Source organism: Phaeobacter sp. HS011 (assembly GCF_018101215.1).
GTDB classification, from domain to species: Bacteria; Pseudomonadota; Alphaproteobacteria; order Rhodobacterales; family Rhodobacteraceae; genus Phaeobacter; species Phaeobacter inhibens.
In genome coordinates, this window is the sequence record NZ_JAGEUF010000002.1 from 514,906 (window position 1) to 537,570 (window position 22,665).

16 protein-coding genes and 1 tRNA gene are annotated in these 22,665 nt (G+C 60.2%); 7 read left to right on the plus strand and 10 right to left on the minus strand.

Annotated features, from left to right (window positions below; translation table 11 throughout):
• Nucleotides 1-2: 2 nt before the first annotated feature.
• From J4721_RS05915 to J4721_RS05935, 5 genes are all read right to left on the minus strand, one after another.
• Entirely contained in the window at nucleotides 3-953 is a 951-nt protein-coding gene (locus J4721_RS05915; protein WP_211002270.1) for a carbohydrate ABC transporter permease, read from the minus strand.
• Entirely contained in the window at nucleotides 935-2,191 is a 1,257-nt protein-coding gene (locus J4721_RS05920; protein WP_102849156.1) for a sugar ABC transporter substrate-binding protein, read from the minus strand. The genes J4721_RS05915 and J4721_RS05920 overlap by 19 nt, the downstream gene beginning before the upstream one ends.
• A 41-nt stretch (nucleotides 2,192-2,232) precedes the next feature.
• The gene (locus J4721_RS05925) at nucleotides 2,233-3,384 is read right to left on the minus strand and encodes an aminotransferase class I/II-fold pyridoxal phosphate-dependent enzyme (protein ID WP_102854681.1); all 1,152 of its coding nucleotides are present in this window, start codon (nucleotides 3,382-3,384) and stop codon (nucleotides 2,233-2,235) included.
• The gene (locus J4721_RS05930) at nucleotides 3,377-4,123 is read right to left on the minus strand and encodes a FadR/GntR family transcriptional regulator (protein ID WP_211002271.1); all 747 of its coding nucleotides are present in this window, start codon (nucleotides 4,121-4,123) and stop codon (nucleotides 3,377-3,379) included. Before J4721_RS05930 ends, J4721_RS05925 begins: the two co-directional genes overlap by 8 nt.
• 363 nt (nucleotides 4,124-4,486) lie before the next feature.
• Complete coding sequence (locus J4721_RS05935; protein WP_211002272.1) at nucleotides 4,487-7,330, minus strand: EAL domain-containing protein; 2,844 nt, start codon at nucleotides 7,328-7,330, stop codon at nucleotides 4,487-4,489.
• A 236-nt stretch (nucleotides 7,331-7,566) separates the two neighbouring features.
• Between J4721_RS05935 and J4721_RS05940 the strand changes: the two genes are divergently transcribed.
• Entirely contained in the window at nucleotides 7,567-8,736 is a 1,170-nt protein-coding gene (locus J4721_RS05940; RefSeq protein ID WP_371816059.1) for an MFS transporter, read from the plus strand.
• 214 nt (nucleotides 8,737-8,950) lie between these two features.
• Here J4721_RS05940 and J4721_RS05945 read toward each other — a convergent pair whose 3' ends face one another.
• From J4721_RS05945 to pdxH, 5 genes are all read right to left on the minus strand, one after another.
• On the minus strand, nucleotides 8,951-12,595 hold the full coding sequence (locus J4721_RS05945; RefSeq protein ID WP_211002273.1) for a vitamin B12-dependent ribonucleotide reductase: 3,645 nt from the start codon (nucleotides 12,593-12,595) through the stop codon (nucleotides 8,951-8,953).
• A gap of 852 nt (nucleotides 12,596-13,447) precedes the next feature.
• A tRNA-Pro gene (locus J4721_RS05950) sits at nucleotides 13,448-13,524 on the minus strand.
• 43 nt (nucleotides 13,525-13,567) lie between these two features.
• Complete coding sequence (locus tag J4721_RS05955) at nucleotides 13,568-14,110, minus strand: DUF192 domain-containing protein (RefSeq protein WP_211002274.1); 543 nt, start codon at nucleotides 14,108-14,110, stop codon at nucleotides 13,568-13,570.
• Between the two features lie 4 nt (nucleotides 14,111-14,114).
• Nucleotides 14,115-14,651: a cold-shock protein gene (locus J4721_RS05960; protein ID WP_014874779.1), complete on the minus strand. Its 537-nt coding sequence runs from the start codon at nucleotides 14,649-14,651 to the stop codon at nucleotides 14,115-14,117.
• Nucleotides 14,652-14,769: 118 nt separating this feature from the next.
• On the minus strand, nucleotides 14,770-15,375 hold the full coding sequence (gene pdxH, locus J4721_RS05965; protein WP_014880086.1) for a pyridoxamine 5'-phosphate oxidase: 606 nt from the start codon (nucleotides 15,373-15,375) through the stop codon (nucleotides 14,770-14,772).
• 167 nt (nucleotides 15,376-15,542) lie between these two features.
• On the opposite strand from pdxH, the gene fabI reads away from it, so the two are divergent.
• The 6 genes from fabI (at nucleotide 15,543) to trpE (ending at nucleotide 22,540) form a co-directional block, all read left to right on the plus strand.
• On the plus strand, nucleotides 15,543-16,361 hold the full coding sequence (fabI, locus tag J4721_RS05970) for an enoyl-ACP reductase FabI (RefSeq protein ID WP_211002275.1): 819 nt from the start codon (nucleotides 15,543-15,545) through the stop codon (nucleotides 16,359-16,361).
• A gap of 98 nt (nucleotides 16,362-16,459) precedes the next feature.
• Complete coding sequence (locus J4721_RS05975; protein ID WP_102876692.1) at nucleotides 16,460-17,074, plus strand: LysE family translocator; 615 nt, start codon at nucleotides 16,460-16,462, stop codon at nucleotides 17,072-17,074.
• Nucleotides 17,075-17,124: 50 nt separating this feature from the next.
• Complete coding sequence (gene gpt, locus J4721_RS05980; RefSeq protein ID WP_014874783.1) at nucleotides 17,125-17,628, plus strand: xanthine phosphoribosyltransferase; 504 nt, start codon at nucleotides 17,125-17,127, stop codon at nucleotides 17,626-17,628.
• Between the two features lie 205 nt (nucleotides 17,629-17,833).
• Complete coding sequence (locus J4721_RS05985) at nucleotides 17,834-19,024, plus strand: aminotransferase (RefSeq protein WP_211002276.1); 1,191 nt, start codon at nucleotides 17,834-17,836, stop codon at nucleotides 19,022-19,024.
• Nucleotides 19,025-19,171: 147 nt separating this feature from the next.
• Nucleotides 19,172-21,013: a peptidylprolyl isomerase gene (locus J4721_RS05990; protein WP_211002277.1), complete on the plus strand. Its 1,842-nt coding sequence runs from the start codon at nucleotides 19,172-19,174 to the stop codon at nucleotides 21,011-21,013.
• Nucleotides 21,014-21,028: 15 nt separating this feature from the next.
• Nucleotides 21,029-22,540, plus strand: a complete 1,512-nt coding sequence (gene trpE / locus J4721_RS05995) for an anthranilate synthase component I (protein ID WP_014874786.1) — start codon at nucleotides 21,029-21,031, stop codon at nucleotides 22,538-22,540.
• Nucleotides 22,541-22,665 lie beyond the last annotated feature (125 nt).

The following is a 22,665-nucleotide window of genomic DNA, read 5'->3' on the forward strand; positions in this document are numbered from 1 at the left end:
CCTCAGATCTTGACCAGCCGCTTGCGCATCCAAAGCAGGATGACAGCATAGGCCAACAGGATAATCAGCAGCGCCACCGCAATGGTCGAGGCATAGCCAAAGTCCAATTTGCGGAACGCAGTGGTGAAAATATAGGTGGACAGGATCTGCGTCGAATTGGCCGGACCACCCCCGGTCATCACGAAGATCAGATCCGCGAAATTGGCGATCCAGATCGTGCGCAGCATCACTGTGATGGCAATCATCGGCGCCAGAAACGGCAGCGTGATCTTGGTAAAACTCTGCCAGGGCGTCGCGCCATCGATCTCTGCCGCTTCATACAGCTCCCCCGGAATAGATTGCAGTGCGGCCAGCAGCGTGATCGCAAAGAACGGCACCCCGAACCAGATATTAGCAGTGATCGGTCCCCAGATCGCCAGATCAGGATCGCCCAGAATATTATAGGGCTCAGACAACACCCCAAGGGCCGCGAGCCAATGCGGGATCGGTCCGATCACCGGGTTAAACAGCCAGGCCCAGGTCAACGCCGACAGGAAGGTGGGCACCGCCCAGGGCAAAAACACCAGCGCCTGAAACAGCTTCTTGCCGAAGAACTGCGTATTCAGCAGCATCGCCAGACCAAGCCCGAGGAAGAACTGAAAGAAGATCGACCAGAAGGTCCAGAAGAAGGTGTTCTCCAGCGCGATCCAGAATTTGCGATCGCTCCACAGCTTTTCATAGTTTTCAAAGCCGACCCAACCGGTAGCAAAGGGGTTGAGCAGCTCAATCGACTGAAAGGAATACGAAATTCCAACAATCAACGGGATCAACATAACGCTGCCGATCAACAGGATCATCGGCGACAGGTAAAGAAACGGCTCTACCATATACTGCCAGTAGAGCGAGCGTCGTGCCCCGGTTACCCCGGACACGACGGTTGTTTTTGCGCGCGCAATCACTGCTTTGCCTGCCATTTGGCGTGTTCATCGGTCAGGAATTCTGCCCATTCATCCGCCAGATCCTGCGCGCTGCGCTGTCCCAGCAGTGCTTCCTGACTGGTTTCCAGAACCACAGTGCTGGCGAAATAACCCCATTTCTCCAGATAGGTCGGCATGGTTGTCGGCTCATACTGTGCGCCATTCAGCTCCTTGAACCAGCCTTCAAATTGCTCCGTCTGGAAATAAGGATCCTGATCCGCACCTTTGTGGACCGGGATCACACCGACGCGCTTGGCCCAGGTGCCATTGGCCTCCGGTGCGGACAGTGCGGCCACAAGATCAAAGGCTTTGCCCTCATGCTCGGTCGCCTTGAAGATCGACCAACCGGCAAAACCGATGGTCGGAAACGCCTTGCCGGAAGGTCCGACAGGCATCGGGATAACCGCAAAATCCTCGGCTGGCATGCGCTCTGAAATCGCGATCAGCGCATCCGGGTCCTGATCAAGGAACGCACAGGTGCCGGAATAGAAGCCGGCTACGATCTCATTGAAGCCCCAGCTGACCGCATCCTTCGGCGCGTAACCCTTCTGGTAGAGATCAAGCATGAACTGGATCCCCTCAACCGAGCCGGGCTCATTCATCCGGCTCTTGCCATCCTCGGTGAAGAAGTCATTGGTGCCGTTCATCGCGGCCGCCATCATCACCCAGCCATTGGTGCCACCGGGACCGCCCCGCAGGCAGTAGCCTGACTTTCCGTCCAGCTCGGACACCGCTGCCGACGCGGCCATAAAGTCTGCCATGGTTTCCGGCGGCTCAACCCCGGCTTCGGCCAGCAGTGCCTTGTTGTAGAACATCGCCCGAAGATAGAACCCGTAAGGGATCATATAGAGATCCCCGGCCTGACTGCCCATGGCGACGGTCTTCTCTGTGAGGGTGGCGCCATGCTCCCAGTCGGCAACGTGATCAGTCAGACTGGCCAGCTGGCCGGAGCCTGCATAAAGCGCCTGCCAAGTATCCGGCATTTCGACAACATCCGGAATATCGCCACCGGCGACCATCGTGGCCAGCTTCTCAAACGCCTGCCCCCACGGTAGGCTGATAATCTCAACCGTCACATCCGGGTTCGCGGCCTCATAGCCGTCGACTATGCCTTGCAAAACCTTGGTGCGTTCCGGGCTGGTGATCACTTCGACCAGCTTCAGCGTTGTCTCCGCATAGGCCGCGCTTCCCATCAGCATGGCTGCGGTGGTGATCCCTGTCAGAAATTTTTTCATCTTGTCCTTCCCCTTGTCGTGTGACGGTGCACACGGCCCTGTCAGACCGTGCTGGTCGCGAGGGCAGATGTGATATCCGCCCACAGGTCCTCGGCCTCCTCCAGCCCGAGGTTCAGCCGAACGAGGTTCGGCGAAACGCCAAAACGCTGCATCGAATTTTCCTCGCCAATCTGTGCAAGCCCGACACGGGCTGGCAGGATCAGGCTCTCAAATCCGCCCCAGCTGACGCCCAACCGAAAATGGCTAAGCGCATTTGAAAACGCAGGAATATCCACGCTGTCGTCAAACTCGACCGCCATCAGCCCGGACCGTCCGGTCAGCCCCGGCACCTCGTTCGGCCCGGGAGAATGCACCCGGCGCACCTGTGGCAGTGCTGACAGGCGGTCAATAAACAGCGTCGCCGTGGCCTGATGCTGGCGCATCCGCGCAGAGAGGGTCCGCAGGCCTCGTGTCAGCAGAAACGCCTCAAACGGCGCCAACTTGGCGCCCAATAGTGGCAATGTCAGATCGCGGATGCGGTCAATATGCTGCTGCGCCGCAACCACCACGCCCGCCACTGTATCGGAATGGCCGGAGATGTATTTGGACGCAGAATGCAAAACAATATCAACACCCTGTGTCAGAGGTTTCTGAAACACCGGGCTGGCCCAGGAGTTATCGATCATCGTCAGAACGCCGTGCCGTTTGGCATGGGCCGTCACCTTCTTGAGGTTCAGCGGCTGAAACACGACCGAGCTGGGGCTTTCAAGATAAGCCAGCCGAACCCCGTTCAGCAGCTCCGGCTCCTCTTCCAGCTGATGCGGCGCGTAATAGTCGATCTCCACCCCAAATGGCCGCAGCATCCGTTCCATGAACCGGTAGCTATCGGGGTAGACATGCTCGACGCAGGCGATCCGATCCCCCGGTTTGACAAAGGCCAGAAGCGTCGACGAAATAGCCGCCATCCCGGAGGCAAAACCAACGGCCGCCTCCCCCTGCTCTGCCTTGGCCATCAGCGATTCAAATGCAGCGACCGTCGGGTTCTGCACGCGGGTGTAGATCGCCGCGTTACTGCGCCCGGCCATTCGGTCCTCAAACGCCTCATAGCTGTCAAAGCTGAACAGCGACGTCTGCACAATCGGCGGTGTGATCGCGCCGCTGCCGTCCTCCATCACCGCCGCCATCAATGTCGCCAGATCCAGCCCCTCAGTCATTGCGTCCCTCCATTATCGACTGCATAGACTCGCGGATCTCCGCCTCGACCATGTCCAGAATGCGCTCCATGACCTCCACCGCCATGCTCTCATCACCAGCCACCACAGCTTCGGCGAGCGGCAGGTGCAGCGGGATCGACGCCTCGCCCAGATGCGGCTTGCCGAACGGCGCCTCATAGACCTCGTTGAAGCCATGTTGGATCTGCTGGATCAGCTGACCGAACAGCGGATTGCCGCAGGCCTCCTGCAAGGCTTCATGAAAGTGATAGTCCGCCGCGCGCCAGTCCTGCCCGGCACCGTGGATCGCGATCAACTCACATACGCGCCCCATGATGATACGGCTACTCTGGGGCGTGATATTGCGCGTCGCCAAGCGCACGGTTTCGATCTCAAGCGGGCGACGCACGGCGTGGGTGCGCAGCAGGCTCTCGGCCTCCAGCTTGACCGTTACGGGCAGGTGAATTGCGTTGGAAACCACCTCGGTAGCGAGCCGCGTGCCTGCCTTCTTGTTTCGGGTCACAATGCCCATGTTCTGCCAGGCGGTCAGCGCTTCACGTACTTTGGCACGACCAATTCCAAGCTGGCGGGCGATATCGACCTCCGGCGGCAGTCGATCACCGATGCCAAGCCCGTCCACCTCAATCATATGCGTCAGAGCTTCCAGAACATCACGGCTGCTGCTGCGCGCCGGGAGCGGTGCCATGCTGTGGCTGAATTGTTTCGGATCACGCGCTGCCATGCTCTGCCTCTCTTTGGGTCGAGGGTGTGCCGAACCCCGTCTCAGAAAAGCATGTCAGTATTGTCCGACATTATCAATATTATTGTAGGACAATATATTTTACATATTTATCAGTATGTTAAAACCATCCAAACTCGAAAACCATTGTGTGACATGCGGTATCACCTGCGCCTCCAAGGCAACCGATGAAGGCGGCAGACAGCGCGATTCGACATAGGTAACCCGCAGCCGCGCCCGGATTATTCGCCCGTTCTGGAACCGGTAGAAACCTGTGGATACGCGCAGACCTTTGTGCTGGGCCTCATGTTTCGGCGGGATCATCTGCGGCGGTCGGCGACACCAGCGCAGGATACAGGGCCGAGCCTATCCTGCGCTGCGCAAGGAGCTATCCTGCCCTTGATCCTGCCTCCCATCGAGCTGCCCATCGTGAACGGCAGCGGTCTCAGCCTGTCCCTCACGTGCGCTGTGCCAGCGCAGCAAATCCTCAAACGCCATCGGACGGCCAATCACGTAGCCCTGCAGCACATCCGCGCCCAAGGTGGTGAGCACCCGGGCCTCCTCCCATGTCTCAACGCCCTCAACCACGGTCTCGGCACCGACACTGGCTGCCATTTCTATCAGCCCGCGCATCAAGTCCTGACGCGCTGGTTTGCGATCAATTTCACTGGCAAAAACCCTGTCGATCTTGAGCCGATCGGGCTGCAAGGCCAAAACGCCGGCAATACTGGCATGACCGGTCCCAAAATCATCGATCTCAATGCTGATGCCCAGATCCTTAAGCATGGCGATCTTCTGCGCGTAATCATCGCTGATCGAATCCAGAAACACGGTTTCCAGCAGTTCAAAGGTCAGCGCACCCCGCGGAATGTCATCGCGGTTCTGCAATTCCGCGACCAGTTGCGGATCAGCCAGACGGGCAGCGGAGACATTGACCGAAATACCCGGCAATTCAATGCCCTGACGATGCAGCTCCCAGTAGCCCTGCAAGGCCAGATCAAGGACCGCCAGATCCAAATCTGCGCTGCAGTTCATCTCCTCGGCGATGGGTAGGAACAGATCCGGCGTCAGCAGACCACGATGCGGGTGCTGCCAGCGTGCCAGCACCTCGCACCCAATGAGGCGCCCGGTTTTTGCTTCGATTTGCGGCTGAAACAGTGCCGTGATCTCGTTGCGCTCCAACGCCTCTCGGAAATCGCGGATCAGGTTCATCTTATCGCTGTGGGCCTGTCCGATTGCATCGCTATAGGCCACAACATTATCTGATCCTGATGACTTTGCCTCATATAACGCCAGATCTGCGCGCCGCAGCGTGGATTTCAACGGCTCCCCCGGGTCCATGACGGCAAACCCGACCGACACCCCGAACCGCAGACGCACCTCCTGATAATAAAAAGGCTCCAGAAGGGTAAAGGCAAGGTCCTGGCACAGCTCCTCCGCCTCCGCCCCCCCGTCCGAGACCTGAACAAAGGCTGTGAATTCATCTCCCCCGATGCGAAAGGCAAAATCCCGCCCGTCCTGCATCCGGCCTGACAACCGTCGGGCCACAACCTGAAGCACCGCATCCCCCGCCGCGTGACCGTAGGTGTCATTGATCTCCTTGAACCGGTCCAGGTCCAGCGCAATCACGAGCGTCACCTCCCCCGGCACCTGAACCGGGGCGGCGAGGAAATCTTCAAGGTATTTCCGGTTGCCGATCCCGGTCAGTTTGTCGTGGCGCGCAGCCCAGGCGCTCTCCTTCTGGGCCTCACACATGGCTTCGAACGCGTCTTCTGCAATGGCGCGCATATCCCGTTCGCGGCGCAGGGCGTCAATCCGCTGGGCGATTTCCGTCTCAACGCGATCCAGAACGCGGTTATAGCGATACGCCAGGGCACCAAGCCGGGTGGATGGTTCTACCCGCACGCGCTGGCTGAAGCGGCCCGATCTCTGATGCCGTTTCATATCCTCCAGCAAGTCCAGAAGCGCGTTGCGCTGATTGTTTTCCGCAAGGTTCAGACCGCGCACCTCGTCCCGCGGCTTGGCCCGCAGCAAACCGCGGCGGTTCAGCATCCACAGAAGCGGTGCCATTGTGGCCATCACCCAGGCCGCAACCACACCAACACCAAGGATCTGGATCCCCAGCTGACCAAGACGACTGCCTGCCGGAAGCGCCTCGTAGGGGACCGCCACCGCGACCGCCAGCGTTCCGAGAACTCCCGCCGCCAGGTGAACCGGCACCGCACCAACCACATCGTCGATTTTTAGCGCGTCCAATACGTCGCGGACAAACATCACGGTCAACGCCCCTGCAACACCGATCAGGAATGCCACCGGTCCGGTCACCAGATGGATCGCAGCGGTCCCGGCCACCAGCCCTCCCAAAATACCGTTGATCAACAGCTCTGCCCGGATGTGCCCGTTCACTAGCAGCCCCACCACGATACAGGTCACGCCGGCCCCGGCTGCGGACAGCATGGTCCGCGCTACAATCGGCGCCACATCCGCGTTGAACACCATCGCGGAACCGCCATTAAACGCGCCCCAGCCAATCCACAGCAGCATGCCCCCCAGCGCCATCAGCGAAACGGAGTTTTCTTCGAAAAACCGGTTCTTGTGCCCATAGCGACCAAGCCGGGGACCCAGAAAAAGCACTGCAGTCAACGCGGTCCACCCGCCAACGCTATGCACCACCGTCGCCCCCGCAAAATCTATGAAGCCGATCTGACGCAGCCACCCTGCCGGGTTCCACACCCAGTGCCCGACCAGCGGGTAAACCAACCCCGCCAGGGTCAGCGAGGTGGCGATGTAGCCCAGAAACCGCTCCCGTTCCGCCACGGCGCCGGAGACGATCGTCGCCGCCGTCGCGGCAAAGGCCGTCTGAAACAGGAACATTGCGGAGACATGCGCCTCCAGCCCGCCGCCGTGGTCAGCATCGCCGACATGAGCGTGATCCGGCACATGTCCCGCGGTTCCCGTTACCACATTGGACAGGTTCGGAAAAAAGCCATCAACACCAACCAGCCCGCCCAGGCTGCTGCCAAACATAAGGCCAAATCCGGCGATCCAGAACACGGTCCCAACGAGGCAGATATCGGCGATGTTTTTCAGCGCGACATTGGCGGCGTTCTTCTCACGTACGGTGCCGGATTCCAAGCACAGGAACCCACATTGCAGGATCAGCACCAAGAGCGCCATAATGACCGTCCAGGCGGTGTCAAATTCGGCCATCAGAGCCCCTCCGGATATCGCCATCACCAGAATGGTTGCGGCAAAATTCTCCTAAAGGTAGCAACTCGATCCCAAGAAACCGTTGCCCCACCACAAAGCGTGCGTGAAATGCCCCTCGGGTTTTGAGCTAATTTTCCCGCAATCATTAACCATGACGCGGCCGCTTGCGTCTGCTCCGATTTCCGAGCAACCTGCCGCGAAATCTCCGATAGTGATTTACTCCCGAAGGATCCCGCGTGTCCGAAGCCCAGTCTGATCATTCCCGCCGACCGCGTCAGCTGCGCAGCCCTTGGCGTGCGGTGTCGGCGATGTTTGTGCTAAACGGCGCGCTCTTCGGCATCTGGGCCTCGCGCATCCCTGCGGTATCTGAGATCCACGAGTTGTCTCCCGGCGGGCTTGGACTGCTTTTGCTGCTGATGGCGGCCGGTGCGATCCTGTCGTTTCCGCTTGCCGGACGCGCGGCTGATCGGATCGGCGCGGCCCATGTCACACGCCGGGTGGCGCTGGCCTATGTGCTGGGCCTGGTGTTGCTGGCGTTGGCGCCAAACCTGCCGCTGCTGGCGGCAGCGTTGTTTGTCTTTGGTGCCGCCCATGGCAGCATGGATGTGGCCATGAATGCCTGGGCCAGCGAGGTCGAGGCCCGCGCGGCGCGGCCAATGATGTCGTCTTTTCACGCGATGTTCAGCCTTGGCGCCGGCCTCGGGGCGCTCTCCGGGTATGCAGCGGCATCCATCGACGCGCAGATCCCCGCGCATTTTCTGGTGGCTGGCTGTGTTTCTGCGCTGCTCACGCTTTATATGGCGCAGATCCCCTGGGTCGCGCGCCCCGCCCCGGAAAGCGGCGCTGCGAAACCGGCCCTGCTGCCACGCGGCGCGTTGCTGGCGGTCGGGTTCGTCGCCTTCTGCGGCGCAGTTGGCGAGGGCGCCATGGCCGACTGGAGTGCGATTTTCCTGGTGCTGACCACCGGCGCAAGCGAGGCTGATGCCGCACTTGGTTTTGCGGTTTTCTCCATTGCGATGGTGGCGATGCGGCTGATTGGCGACCTTGTCGTCGCGCGCATTGGCCCCGTGACAGCAGGCCGTCTTGCCGGAACAAGTGCCAGTCTTGGCGCGCTGATTGCGGTCGGCTGGGGCAGCTACGGCGCGGCGATGATCGGCTTCGCCCTGATGGGGATCGGCTATGCGCTGGTCATGCCGCTGGCCTTCAGCCGCGCGGCCAGCGATCCGGATCTGCCCGCTGGCGCCGCCATTGCCAGCGTTGCGACATTTGGCTACGGCGGCATCCTGATCGGTCCGCCGATGATCGGTGTCACCGCTGAGCTGATATCGCTGCCTGCAGCCTTCCTGATCCTTGCTGTACTTGCAGTTTTTATCGTTATTTTCTCAGACGTTCTAAGGCGTATCTAACCTTCTCAAGGCGCAGCCAACCTGTCGTCTGGCAAGAAAAAAGGGAGGCACAGCGGCCTCCCCCTCCAGGTGCACGGATCAGGTGGTTCTTGTTACCGCCCGAGGTCGTTGCCTGTGTCCTGATCCGTGTCGGGATGAGCGCACCCATCCCGGGTTCCGGACCGCCGCGACACGCCTCGTGCCGCGACGATCATCATTCCGTTGCCTGCACTCCTCAGCTACAGCCGGAGGTACCGCCACAGGTGTTGCATTTCATGCAGGTGCCATTGCGCACCAGTGTGTAGTTGCCGCAATCGCCACAGGCCTCGCCCTCATAGCCCTGCATCTTGGCCTTGGTGCGGGCATCCATGCCGCCGGACACCGCCGGTGCTGCCGCGGTTGAGGTCTCAGGAACCAGCGATTGCAAGGCGGAGACAGGATCGGCGCCATCCGCCAGCATTTCCGTCTGCCCGCCCTGAAGAACCACCAACTCCTGCGGCAGACGCTTGCGCAGATACCCTGTCGAAGAGATCTGTTTCAGCACTTCCAGCGACCGGGTTGCGGCGGTCTCGCTCAGTTCGGAGACGTTGGAGACGCCTTCTTCCTCACCCCGGCCCAGATCATCAAAGCTGGCCCCTTCGGGTTTGACATGCGCCAGATCGGTGCGGTCCAGATAGCTGACCGCCAGTTCGCGGAACACATAGTCCAAGATGGAGGTCGCGTTCTTGATGCTGTCATTGCCCTGCACCATGCCCGCAGGCTCGAATTTGGTGAAGGTGAAGGCATCCACGAACTCCTCCAGCGGCACACCGTATTGCAGGCCAACTGACACCGCGATGGCAAAGTTGTTCATCATCGCCCGGAAGCCAGCACCTTCCTTGTGCATGTCGATGAAGATCTCGCCAAGGTTGCCGTCTTCATATTCCCCGGTCCGCAGATAGACCTTGTGGCCTCCGACAACAGCCTTTTGGGTATACCCTTTGCGGCGTTGAGGCATCTTGGTGCGATGCGATTTGATGATTTCCTTGATGACGACCTTTTCGACGATTTTCTCGGCGAGGGTCACGGCTTTTTCCTGCTGCGATCCGCTTTCCAATACCTCGGCGGCTTCATCATCATCCTCAACCAGCGCAGCTGCCAAGGGCTGGCTCAGCTTGGAGCCATCGCGGTACAGCGCATTGGCCTTCACACCCAGTGACCAGCTGAGTTCATAAGCCTTCTGACAATCCTCAATGGTGGCGTCATTGGGCATGTTGATGGTCTTGGAGATCGCGCCAGAGATAAAGCTCTGTGCCGCGGCCATCATCAGGATATGGCTCTCAACCCCAAGATAACGCTTACCTTTCTTGCCGCAGGGATTGGCACAATCAAAGATATGATAGTGTTCTTCCTTCAGATGCGGTGCGCCTTCCAGAGTCATTGAGCCGCAGACATGGTCATTTGCGGCCTCAATATCTGCCTTGCCAAAGCCAAGATGACGCAAGAGGTCAAAGGTCGGGTCGTTCAGCTTGGTCGCCGGGATGCCCAGAACGCCGGTGCAGAAATCCTCACCCAAAGTCCACTGGTTGAAGACAAAGCGGATGTCAAAGGCGCTTTCCAGTGCGGCATCGACCTTCGCCAGCTCCGCCGGGCCAAATCCATGGCCTGCAAGCGAGGTGTGGTTGATGCCCGGCGCGTTGCCGATCGTGCCGTGACCCACCGCATAGGAGACGATCTCCTCGATCTGGGCCGGGGAATAGCCGAGACCGTCCAGCGCCGCAGGCACCGAGCGGTTGATGATCTTGAAATAGCCGCCACCTGCGAGCTTTTTGAACTTCACCAGTGCGAAATCCGGCTCAATCCCGGTGGTGTCACAATCCATTACCAGACCAATGGTGCCGGTTGGTGCAACCACGGTAGCCTGCGCATTGCGGAACCCGTGGCGTTCGCCCAATTCCAGCGCCTCATCCCAGCTGCTCATCGCCAGTTCTGCCAGACGCGGGTCCGGGCAATTCGCACTGTCGAGCGGTACAGGCTTCACGGCCAAGCCTTCGTAACCGTCAACCGATCCATGTGCAGCCGCCCGATGGTTGCGGATCACCCGCAGCATATCGCTGGCGTTCTGCTCATAACGGGCAAACGGCCCCAGTTCAGACGCCATCTCCGCCGAGGTCGCGTAAGACACACCGGTCATGATCGCCGTCAGCGCACCACAAAGCGCACGCCCCTCGGCACTGTCATAGCCAAAGCCCATGTTCATCAGCAGGCCGCCGATATTCGCATAGCCAAGGCCCAGCGTGCGGAAGTCATAGGAGCGCTGCGCAATTTCCTTGGACGGGAACTGCGCCATCATCACCGAGATTTCCAGTGTCACCGTCCACAGGCGACAGGCGTGCATGTAATCTTCGGCCTGAAACACCCCGTCTTTGAGGAATGTCAGCAGGTTCAGCGACGCAAGATTACAGGCGGTATCGTCCAGGAACATATATTCTGAACAAGGGTTTGAGCCGCGAATTTCGCCATCGGACGGACATGTGTGCCACTCGTTCACTGTGTCGTGGAACTGGATGCCTGGATCGGCGCAGGCCCAGGCCGCATGCCCCACCTTTTCCCACAGATCGCGGGCCTTCACCGTCTTGGCAACCTTGCCATCGACGCGATTGATCAGTTGCCAGTCGGCGTCTTTCTTCACCGCATGCAGGAAGGCGTTGGTGACCCGGATGGAGTTGTTGGAGTTCTGACCGGAGACCGAGCTATAGGCGTCGCTGTCCCAGTCGGTGTCATAGGTCGGAAACTCAATCGAGGTATGACCCTGTTTGGCGTAGTCCAGCACGCGTTTGACATATGTCTCCGGGATCGCAACCTTTTTCGCCTCGCGAATGGCCAGCTTGAGCCCGTCGTTCACAGCCGGATTATAGGCGTCGGCCTCGGTCCCGTCCCAGCTGCGAATGGCCTCGAACAGACCGTTCAGCATCTTCTCGTGCATCTTGGAACCCGCGACAATGGACGCGACCTTCTGCTCCTCGATCACTTTCCAGTCGATGAACTGTTCGATATCGGGGTGATCCGCATCCACGATCACCATCTTGGCGGCGCGACGCGTGGTGCCGCCGGATTTGATGGCACCTGCCGCACGGTCGCCAATTTTGAGAAAACCCATCAGACCAGAGGATTTGCCGCCGCCGGACAGGGGCTCCCCTTCGCCGCGCAGATGGCTGAAATTGGTGCCGGTGCCGGAGCCATATTTGAACAGACGCGCTTCCCGCACCCAAAGGTCCATGATGCCGCCGTCCTGCACCAGATCGTCGGAAACCGATTGGATAAAGCAGGCATGGGGCTGGGGGTGTTCATAGGCGCTGTCGGATTTGGTCAGCTTGCCGGTTTTGTAGTCGACATAGTGATGCCCCTGTGCCGGACCATCGATACCATAGGCCCAGTGCAGACCGGTGTTGAACCATTGCGGGCTGTTGGGTGCAGCGCGCTGAGTCGCCAGCATGTAGCGCATTTCGTCAAAATAGGCGCGCGCATCCTCTTCGGTGGAGAAATAGCCCCCTTTCCAGCCCCAGTAGCACCAGGCACCAGCCAGGCGATCAAACACCTGCTTGGAGGAAATCTCCCCGCCAAACTCCACATCATCACCCGCCGGAGCAGAGCGCCAGAGGAATTCAGGAACGCCCTTTTCACGGAGCTTTTTCAGTTTGCTGGGCACACCCGCTTTACGGAAATATTTCTGCGCGATGACGTCGCTGGCAACCTGGCTCCAGCCCGCCGGAACCTCGACGCCCTCAAGGCGGAACACGATGGTACCGTCCGGATTGCGGATTTCCGACGTTGCAGGAACGAACTCCAGATCGGCATATGCGTCCTGCCCAGATTTTGTGAATTTCCGCTCAATCTTCATGCCATCTGCCTCTTTTCTGCAGTCCCACTGTCACAAATCACGCCTTTTCCGGCGCATTCCTTGTTGTCGTTCACGACAAAACATCCTGGTACGCACCTCATAGAAGATGCGAGTCAGGGCCGAAACCCCATTTCAGCTAGCGCTTGATGCTTTGCTCCGTTTGGTGCAGCGCGGGGTGAAATCCACCATATTTTGTGCTGCATCATCCGACGTACACAATTTGACGTATTCAGGCATAGCTGGTCAACGCCATTTTTAAGGTTTCGTAACCAACTTTTTCATTGACGATAGCTTGATGGTCTGAGGGCAATCACGAAGCTGCGATTCAAAGTTGATCACAACACCTCTGCCGGTCCACGCGCGACCAAAGTCATGAGGCGAGAAATCCCCTTGAAGAGAGGGGCTTGCCCCGCGTCTTGCGAGAAGGATCCTGAAGATAACATCGGGTCGTATCAGCAGGACACAACCTGACCGAGGGTTGAAAAAGTGAAATGCCCGTCGAAAAAGTTAAGCGTGTGTCGTGGAGATTTTTTTCTATGTGCACACGAAGCGCAAAACCAATTCGACGCCAAAGCGCAACAGTTGGTTAATCACTTCTTAACAGAGCCGCCTTTAAGGTGATTTTGGTGACGATTTGGAAACCACTTCGAATCTCCGCCCGGCACAGGCTGGGCCGGATCCTTCCGCCCCCATTCACCGATAGTGCGCAGGTTTGGCGCAACGGACCTCTGCCGGATATGAGGTCACCTTCTCGATCATTCGGTGTTAGACATTGGAGTATCTCAGATACGCGAAACGCCGACTGCCTGATACAGGCAAGTCGGCGTCTACGTTGCATCCCGAAGGATGAAATGGTCGGGGCGGCGAGATTCGAACTCACGACCCCCTGTACCCAAAACAGGTGCGCTACCAGACTGCGCCACGCCCCGGACCGTGCGCCTTCCTAGCGTTGCCAATCTGATTTGAAAAGCCCTAACAGGGCCAAATTGCGCCTGTCTTTGAAAAAACTTTGTGGCGCAGCTCCGTACCGACGGAAATCCCGTAGCGTGCTGCCAGACCACCATTGATTTCCAGCACCGCAAAGACGTTGTCGCCACCGGGAATCGGTGTCAAATCGCCGGGGATTGCCCGGTGGTGGATGTGTCGAACCGTCCCGGTAGCATCGACAAACAGCATATCCAGCGGGATCAGTGTGTTCTTCATCCAGAAACTGGCGCGCTGCGGCATCTCGTAGACAAACAGCATGCCAGCGCCCCGCGCCATATGCGGCCGATGCATCAGCCCCGCGGCACGTTCTTCAACAGTATCAGCGATTTCCACGGTAAATTGGGTCTGCCCCCAAGGTCCACGCAGGGTGACCTGATCGGGCTGGCAGGCGTCCGGCCCGCTTTGGGCCGACGCGCTCTCCGCTGCCACAACTTCGGCAACAAACATCATACACACTGCGGTGGCTCTGGCTCCTGCTGTCAATCGGCGCATGATCGGGCCTGACATTCGGATCCAGAGGGGCTGCATCTTCTTAGTCCTGTTTTTCCAGCAGGGCGGCTTCCCAGGCAAGCACCTCAACCGCCATACGGCCGCGCTTGCCGTCGATGACCCGCATCCCCAGGGCCTCCCCCGGCTGCAGCTCCGACAGGCCAGACTGGCGCAGAACCTCGACATGCAGGAACACGTCTTCATCGCGACCAAACACATTGGCAAAGCCAAAGCCCTTGCCCTTGTCAAACCACTTCACCCGCGCGGGCACCAGTGGCTCAGAGTAAAGAACATCCGAATCCATCTCGGCAAAATCGCTCAGCACCGGACTGTCGTCGCGCGCTGGCGGCGTGATCGACAGGACTTCCACCGCCTGAACACCACGCTCGGTGCGATGCGTCACCAGTTCAACCTCGGCCCCGTCCGCGATGGAACTCTGGCCGAAGTTACGCAGCACGTTCACATGCAGCAGGATATCTGGTCCGCCCTCATCAGAGACGACAAATCCGAACCCTTTGGTCGGATCGAACCATTTCACCAGCCCGCGTATTTGCTGCAAACTGCTCAAGTCTTCTGCCACTGCCGTAGTCCACCGTATTCTTCAGTTTTTAACCCGTAGGTGATGCTCTATTCTCGGAACGAAGTTCAAGCTAAAAACACCCATCAATATCACAATTCTGCTATTTTCCGCGCGTAACCTAGGGGCACAGCCGGTCCACGGTCCAAAGCGCTTCGGGGGTTTCGCGCCGCCAGACAAAACGGTCATGAAGGCGGAAAGCCCCATCAGCCCAGAATTCAATCTCCAGCGGCGTCAGCCGATAACCGCCCCAAAATGGCGGGCGATCCGGGTTTGACCCCTTGGTTGCAGTCACTTTTGCCACTTCTGCCATCAGGGCGCCACGGCTGGACAGCGGCCGCGACTGCGCCGAGGCCCAGGCCCCCAAGCGGCTCTTGAGTGAACGGGATTTGTAGTATTCATCCGCCTGCGGTCCGTTCTCGCGGGTGATGATGCCGCGTGCCCGCACCTGACGACGCAGTGATTTCCAATGCATGACAAAGGCGGCCTTGCCTGCCCCGTCCAACTCCTGCGCCTTGGCGCTCTCGTAGTTAGTATAAAAGACAAAGGCCGCGTCCTCGATCTCCTTCAGCAGGACCATCCGGCAATTCGGCAGACCATCTGCATCCACCGTGGACAACGCAATCGCATTGGGATCGTTGATCTCGCTCTCCTCGGCCTCACTCAGCCAACTGCGAGCAATGGCAAAGGGATCCTCTCCCGCAAAGATACCGCTGCGATCGGACATGGCGCACCTCATAGTCTGTTTTGTCTGGGTTGGCTGGCGCGTGAATGCGCGTTGCTGAAGGCAACCTAGGTCGACAACGGGCCCACGACAAGAGACAGCGCCCTTGAAGCGTCCCGCGGGACAGACTAAACGTCGTCTAAATCGAAGATCACAGGCGGAGAACCTGCATGTCTAGTCAACTGATGGCCGGCAAACGTGGCCTCATCATGGGCCTTGCCAATGACAAATCCATCGCGTGGGGCATTGCCAAAGCCTGCGCCGACGCCGGCGCTGAGCTTGCGTTTTCCTACCAGGGCGATGCTCTGAAAAAACGCGTCGACCCGCTGGCGGCGCAATTGGGCAGCGATATCGTCCTGCCCTGCGATGTGGCCGATGAGGGCTCCGTCGATGCGCTGTTTGCCGCGCTGGAAGAGAAATGGGGCAAACTGGACTTTCTGGTGCACGCCATCGGCTTTTCCGACAAGAACGAACTGCGCGGTCGCTATGTCGACACCACGCGCAGCAATTTCCAGATGACCATGGATATCTCGGTCTACTCCTTCACCTCGGTGATGCAGCGTGCCGAAAAGATGATGTCCGACGGTGGCAGCGCCGTGACGCTGACCTACTATGGCGCGGAACAGGTGATGCCACATTATAATGTCATGGGCGTGGCCAAGGCGGCGCTGGAAGCATCCGTTAAGTACTTGGCCGAAGACCTCGGCAAAGACGGCATCCGCGTCAACGCGATCTCGGCGGGCCCGATCAAGACACTGGCGGCCTCCGGTATCGGTGATTTCCGCTACATCATGAAATGGAACGAATATAATTCGCCGCTGCGCCGCAACGTGACCATTGATGACGTGGGCAAATCCGCGCTTTATCTGCTGTCGGATCTCTCCTCCGGTGTGACCGGCGAGAATCTGCATGTGGATGCCGGCTATCACGTCGTCGGGATGAAGGCGGTTGACGCCCCCGACATCGACGCGGCAACCGGGCGCAAATAAACACGGGTCCAGCAGATGCTGCGCGCATCTGCACCACAGAGCAAGACACAGCAGGCGCGCGGCTCACGCGCGCCTCTTCCAATGACAGGGACCGCATCATGACACTCGCCGCCTTTACCGCTTCCGTCCTGCTTTGTCTGATGGCGGCCATCAGCCCCGGCCCTGCTGTCCTCATGGCCGCGCGCGTCGGCCTGGCCCATGGCTGGCGGAGCGGACTGGCCCTGGCGATTGGTATCGGCGCGGGGGCAGTATTCTGGGCCTCTGCCGCGCTCTTCGGGCTGAACCTGCTGTTTGACTATGCCCCATTTCTGCTGACCCTGCTGAAAATCGGCGGCGCCGTGTTCCTGATCTACATGGCCTGGAACATGTGGCGTCATGCCAGCGAACCGATGTCGCAGGACAGTGACGCACAATTGCCGCAGACTGCTTTTGCGGCCTTCCGTCTTGGGATCTTCACCCAGTTGGCCAACCCCAAACCGGCCGCCTTTTTCGGCGCCGTTTTTGTCGGTACCGTACCCGAAGGTAGCAGCAGCCTGGCCCTTACCGCCCTGCTCACCTGCATCTTTCTGGGTGAAGTCACTTGGAACACCCTCGTGGCCCGTATCTTCTCCTTTGAGAAAACGCGCCGCGGGTATATCAATCTGAAACATGTGATCGACCGGGTCTTTGGTGGTCTGCTGGCCGCCCTCGGCGTCAAGATCGCCGCCCTCTGAGGGCAGATGCGCGATCCCGGACGCCAGACCCTAACAGGAGCATCAATAACATGACCGATCGTCTGCCTCATGAAAAAGGCTTTCATATTTCCTGGGACCAGCTGCACCGTGACAGCCGCGCACTTGCCTGGCGTCTGGACGGGCAAGGGCCCGATAATGGCGCCTGGCGCGCCGTAGTGGCTATCACCCGTGGCGGCATGGCCCCCGCGATGATCGTCAGCCGCGAGCTGGACATCCGCATTGTCGATACCATTGGCGTGAAATCCTACCACCACCAGGATCAGGGACAGGCCGAAGTGCTGAAAGCCCCCGACGCAGAGCTGATGGGCGACGGTGAAGGCGTGCTGATCATCGACGATCTGGTCGACAGCGGCAAAACCCTGGAACTGGTGCGCCAGATGTACCCCAAGGCACATTTCGCCACTGTCTACGCCAAGCCCAAAGGCCGCCCGATGGTCGACACCTTCATCACCGAGGTGAGCCAGGACACCTGGATTTTCTTCCCCTGGGATATGGCGCTGCAATATGTCGAGCCCTATCGCGGCACCGACTGATCTTTGCGGGTCCAAGCAATTCATCTAGTAAGGCGCGCCTTCGGGGGCGTCTTTTTCATTTGCGCCCAAATGCAGGGTGTCCAATCGCGTGACGGCTTGACTGACGAAGGCCAAAACCCCTTGCAAAACCTGTGAACTTGCGGCGGAGTGGCTCGATCAGGCGCCGCCGTTCCGGCCCTTGCGCTGACGCAGAACAGGACCACCCATGCCACAGGCTTCATTTCCGAGCGCCCGCACCCGTGACACCTTTGTCTCGCCGATTGTCGAATCCCGGCGCTGGCTTCAGGGGTTGACGCTGCCGGCGGATTTGCCGCTGCTGAACCTCAGTCAGGCCGCACCAGCTGATCCCCCGCCGGAGGGGCTGCGCCGCGCCATTGCAGAGGCGGCCCTGACTGACGACAGCAGCCATCTCTATGGCGCGGTGCTCGGGCGGGATGAGCTGCGCGCAGCCCTCGCCGACAAGATGAACCGTCACTACGCGGGCGATCTTTCTGCGGCGGAAGTGGCCATCACCTCTGGCTGCAATCAGGCCTTTGCCGCGACTATCGCGGCGCTTTGTGGTGAGGGCGATCAGGTGATTCTGCCAACGCCTTGGTATTTCAACCATAAAATGTGGCTCGACATGCAGGGGGTGGTCACCTGTCCGCTGCCGGTCGGCGCAGCCATGCTGCCATGCCCGGATGCCGCCGCAAAGCTGATCACCGACCGGACACGCGCGATCGTCCTGGTGACCCCGAACAACCCCTGCGGGGTGGAGTATCCGGACGGTCTGGTGCAGCGGTTCTATGATCTTGCCCGTGCCCATGGTCTTGCGCTGATCGTGGATGAAACCTACCGCGACTTTGACAGCCGCAACGGGCCGCCCCATACGCTGTTTCAGGATCCGAACTGGTCGGAGACGCTGATCCATCTCTATTCTTTCTCCAAAGCCTATCGGCTGACTGGGCATCGGCTCGGCGCGATTGCCGCCCACCCGGACCAGCTGCTGGAGATGGAAAAATTCCTCGATACCGTCACCATATGTCCGGCCCAACTGGGGCAGACCGGGGCGCTCTGGGGGCTGGAAAACCTCGATGACTGGCTTGCCGGCGAACGGCAGGAACTGCTCAACCGCCGCGCCGCGATTGAGACGGGGTTTGCCCCGCTTGCCGCGCAAGGCTGGCAGCTCCTCGGATGTGGCGCCTATTTTGCCTATGTCGCCCATCCCTTTGCGGCATCATCGGACGAACTGGCCAGACGTCTGGTGAAGGAGGCTGGCATCCTGATGCTGCCCGGCAGCATGTTCACTCCGGATGGCGACCCCACCGGCGCGCGACAGTTCCGCATTGCCTTTGCCAATGTCGATACACATGGCATCCGCACGCTTTTTGAACGGCTGACAAGCTGGACAGCCTGACCCATCCATCCCACTCACCCGCTCTGAACACCGACGCTGATCAGTCGTCCCTTGCCCCTTTCAAGGTGGCAGCGTATTCAGAGCCTCGACATTTCAGCATTCCCGGCTGCCGCGGCGCAGTCCGGCGACCGGCAATACGAGGACATCATGGCTGCAGGCATGAAAAAACTATCAAATACATTTGTCTGGATCCTGATGGGGATGCTGATTATCGGTCTCGCCGGGTTTGGCGCAGTGAACTTCACAGGCTCTGTGTCCTCCGTCGCGGTGGTTGGCGATCAGGAGGTCTCGGTCGATGACTACGCCCGCGAATTGCAGCGCGAGCAGCGCGCACTTGAGGCCCAGACGGGCCAGCGCGTCCCCATCGCCCAGATGACCGCGCTCGGCCTTGACCGCGTGGTGTTGGGTCGGCTGATTGCCATTGCCGCCCTTGATCAGGAAAGCAGCGATCTTGGCCTGTCGATCGGTGATCAGAACCTGTTTGACGAAATCAGCCGGATCCCGGCCTTTCAGGATGGCACCGGCGCCTTCAACCGCGACACCTATCAATATGCGCTCGATAATATCGGCCTGACCGAGGCCGCGTTTGAAGCCGACCTGCGCCGCGAATCTGCCCGTACCCTGGTGCAGGGCGCCATCATGGCCGGCACCGAAATGCCCGACACGCTGCGCGACACGTTGACCAGCTATGTCGGCGCGCGCCGCAGCTTCGACTGGCTGACCGTAAGCGAAGACAGCATTGCCCTCACCGAGGTCGAGCCGAGCGAAGACGAGCTGCGAGCCTTCTATGACGCCAATATCGACCAGTTCACCCTGCCCCGCACCAAGGTGATCACCTATGCTGCCCTGCGCCCCGACGCGCTGGTGGATGAGATCGAGATCGACGCGGCAGCATTGGAACAGCTGTTCAACGACCGCAGCGCCGAATATCAGGTGCCGGAGCGCCGTCTGGTGGAACGTCTGGTCTTTGCCAACCGGGACGCTGCCGACAGCGCCAAGGCACAGCTCGACATCAACGGCACCACCTTTGACGCGCTGGTCGCGGATCGTGGCCTCAGCCTGCAGGACGTGGATCTGGGCGATGTGACCATGGGCGACCTTGCCAGTGCCGGTCAGGACGTCTTTGCCGCGCAGGTCGGTGATGTCGTGGGCCCGCTCGACAGCGATCTGGGCCCGGCCCTGTTCCGCATCAATGGCCGTCTTGAGGCGCGCGTGACCAGCCTTGAGGATGTCAAGGATGAGCTGCGCGCCGAACTGGCCACCGACCGTGCCCGTCGCCTGATCGAAACCCGCGCTGAGGAGATCAACGACATGCTGGCCGGCGGCGCCACGCTGGAAGAGCTGATTGACGAACCCGGCATGGAACTCGGCAAAATCGACTGGCACAACGGCAGCACCGATGGCATCGCCGCCTATGACGGGTTCCGCCAGGCCGCCTCCGCGGTCACCGCCGAAGACTTCCCCGAAGTGGCCTTCCTTGAAGATGGCAGCCTGTTTGCAATCCGCCTGAATGAGGAACTGGAACCGCGCCCCGAACCCTTCGCAGATGCGCAGGACAAACTGCGCGCTGCCTGGCAGACCAAACGGCTGCAGGATGCGCTGGAGGCCGAGGCCGAGCGTCTTGCCGGCATGCTGCGAAACGACGAAGACCTCCCCGAGGGTGTCGAGTTGACGTCAGAGACCGGCCTGACCCGCGCTGCCTATATTGATGCCGCCCCGCAGCCGTTGATGGCCCGTGTTTTTGATCTGGCCGAAAGCGAGGTTGCCGTGGTCAGCGATGACACCGCCACTGTTGTGGTACGCCTGACCAAGACCCTGCCGGTGGCCGACACGCCGGAGATGGCAGCGCTGGCCGAGGCGATGGGCACCCAGCTTGATCAGGCGCTGGCACAGGCCCTGTTCGAAGCCTTCGTGCAGGATGCCCAGACCCGCGCCGCGCCGCGCATCGACCCGCAGGCGCTCAACGCCGTGCAGGCCAACTTCCAGTAACCAAGGCAGATCCAGATGGCCCTGACCCCCGATTTCGACACCTTCGCCAAGGCCTATGAGGCCGGCGAAAACCAGGTCGTCTACACCCGGCTTGCCGCCGACCTCGACACGCCGGTGTCGCTGATGCTGAAGCTGACCGGCGCCCAGAAAGACGCCTTCATGCTGGAGTCCGTCACCGGCGGTGAGGTGCGCGGACGCTATTCCATCATTGGCATGAAACCGGATCTGGTCTGGCGCTGCCACGGGGAGCGCGCCGCGCTCAACCGGTCCGCCCGCTTTGATGCCGATGCCTTTGAACCGCTGGACGGCAATCCCCTAGACTGCCTGCGTGACCTCATCGCCGAAAGCAAAATCGACCTGCCCGATGACCTGCCACAGGCCGCAGCCGGCCTGTTTGGCTATCTCGGCTATGACATGATCCGCCTGGTTGAACATCTGCCGGATGTGAACCCCGATCCCCTCGGCCTGCCCGATGCGCTGATGCTGCGCCCCTCGGTCATCGCGGTGCTCGACGGGGTCAAGGGCGAGGTCACCGTGGTCTCTCCCGCCTGGGCCAGCGACGGCCAGTCGGCCAAGGCCGCCTACGCACAGGCTGCTGAACGGGTGATGGACGCGGTGCGCGATCTGGAACGCGCCATGCCCGCAGAAAGCCGCGATCTCGGCGATGCCGATGAGGTTGCGCCGCCCGTGAGCAATTTCACCAAGGACGGCTATATGGCCGCGGTGGAAAAGGCCAAGGACTACATCCGTGCAGGCGACATCTTCCAGGTGGTGCCGGCACAGCGCTGGACGCAAGCCTTCCGCCAGCCGCCTTTCGCGCTCTACCGCAGCCTGCGCCGCACCAACCCGTCGCCGTTCATGTTCTACTTCAACTTCGGCGGCTTTCAGGTGGTGGGCGCCTCCCCGGAGATTCTGGTGCGCGTCTTCGGGCAGGAGGTGACCATCCGGCCTATTGCGGGCACCCGCCCCCGTGGTGCAACGCCAGAAGAAGACAAAGCGCTAGAGCTGGACCTCCTCGCAGACAAGAAAGAACTGGCCGAGCATCTGATGCTGCTGGATCTGGGCCGCAACGACACCGGACGGGTCGCCAAAATCGGCACCGTGCGCCCAACCGAGAAATTCATCATCGAGCGTTACAGCCACGTGATGCACATCGTCTCCAACGTTGTGGGTGAGCTGGCAGAGGACAAGGACGCGCTGGACGCCTTCTTTGCCGGCATGCCCGCAGGCACCGTCTCCGGCGCCCCCAAGGTTCGGGCGATGGAGATCATTGATGAGCTGGAGCCGGAAAAACGCGGCGTCTACGGCGGCGGCGTCGGCTATTTCTCGGCAGGCGGCGACATGGACATGTGCATTGCGCTGCGAACCGCCATCGTCAAGGATCAGAACCTCTATATCCAGGCCGGCGGCGGCGTTGTCTATGACAGTGACCCGGAGGCGGAATATATGGAAACGGTTCATAAATCCAACGCCATCCGCCGCGCGGCTGCGGATGCCGCCCGATTCACCGGCAACGGCAACAGCTAGGTCAAGGCCCCGACAGGCGTCCTGTCATCAGCGCCCGCCTGTCATCTTTCCTAAAATACTCTCGCCGAAGGCACCAAAAGCGGGGCGGCCCGGGGGGGGGGGGGGGTTTTGTTTTTTATTAGTGG

What these genes read in the sequence shown, in the direction of transcription:
- trpE (WP_014874786.1), top strand. Translation starts at nt 21,029, where the DNA reads ATGGCCCTGACCCCCGATTTCGACACCTTCGCCAAGGCCTATGAGGCC.
- fabI (WP_211002275.1), top strand. Translation starts at nt 15,543, where the DNA reads ATGTCTAGTCAACTGATGGCCGGCAAACGTGGCCTCATCATGGGCCTT.
- J4721_RS05990 (WP_211002277.1), top strand. Translation starts at nt 19,172, where the DNA reads ATGGCTGCAGGCATGAAAAAACTATCAAATACATTTGTCTGGATCCTG.
- J4721_RS05935 (WP_211002272.1), bottom strand. Translation starts at nt 7,330, where the DNA reads ATGGCCGAATTTGACACCGCCTGGACGGTCATTATGGCGCTCTTGGTG.
- gpt (WP_014874783.1), top strand. Translation starts at nt 17,125, where the DNA reads ATGACCGATCGTCTGCCTCATGAAAAAGGCTTTCATATTTCCTGGGAC.
- J4721_RS05915 (WP_211002270.1), bottom strand. Translation starts at nt 953, where the DNA reads ATGGCAGGCAAAGCAGTGATTGCGCGCGCAAAAACAACCGTCGTGTCC.
- J4721_RS05930 (WP_211002271.1), bottom strand. Translation starts at nt 4,123, where the DNA reads ATGGCAGCGCGTGATCCGAAACAATTCAGCCACAGCATGGCACCGCTC.
- J4721_RS05945 (WP_211002273.1), bottom strand. Translation starts at nt 12,595, where the DNA reads ATGAAGATTGAGCGGAAATTCACAAAATCTGGGCAGGACGCATATGCC.
- J4721_RS05920 (WP_102849156.1), bottom strand. Translation starts at nt 2,191, where the DNA reads ATGAAAAAATTTCTGACAGGGATCACCACCGCAGCCATGCTGATGGGA.
- J4721_RS05985 (WP_211002276.1), top strand. Translation starts at nt 17,834, where the DNA reads ATGCCACAGGCTTCATTTCCGAGCGCCCGCACCCGTGACACCTTTGTC.
- J4721_RS05925 (WP_102854681.1), bottom strand. Translation starts at nt 3,384, where the DNA reads ATGACTGAGGGGCTGGATCTGGCGACATTGATGGCGGCGGTGATGGAG.
- J4721_RS05955 (WP_211002274.1), bottom strand. Translation starts at nt 14,110, where the DNA reads ATGCAGCCCCTCTGGATCCGAATGTCAGGCCCGATCATGCGCCGATTG.
- J4721_RS05975 (WP_102876692.1), top strand. Translation starts at nt 16,460, where the DNA reads ATGACACTCGCCGCCTTTACCGCTTCCGTCCTGCTTTGTCTGATGGCG.
- pdxH (WP_014880086.1), bottom strand. Translation starts at nt 15,375, where the DNA reads ATGTCCGATCGCAGCGGTATCTTTGCGGGAGAGGATCCCTTTGCCATT.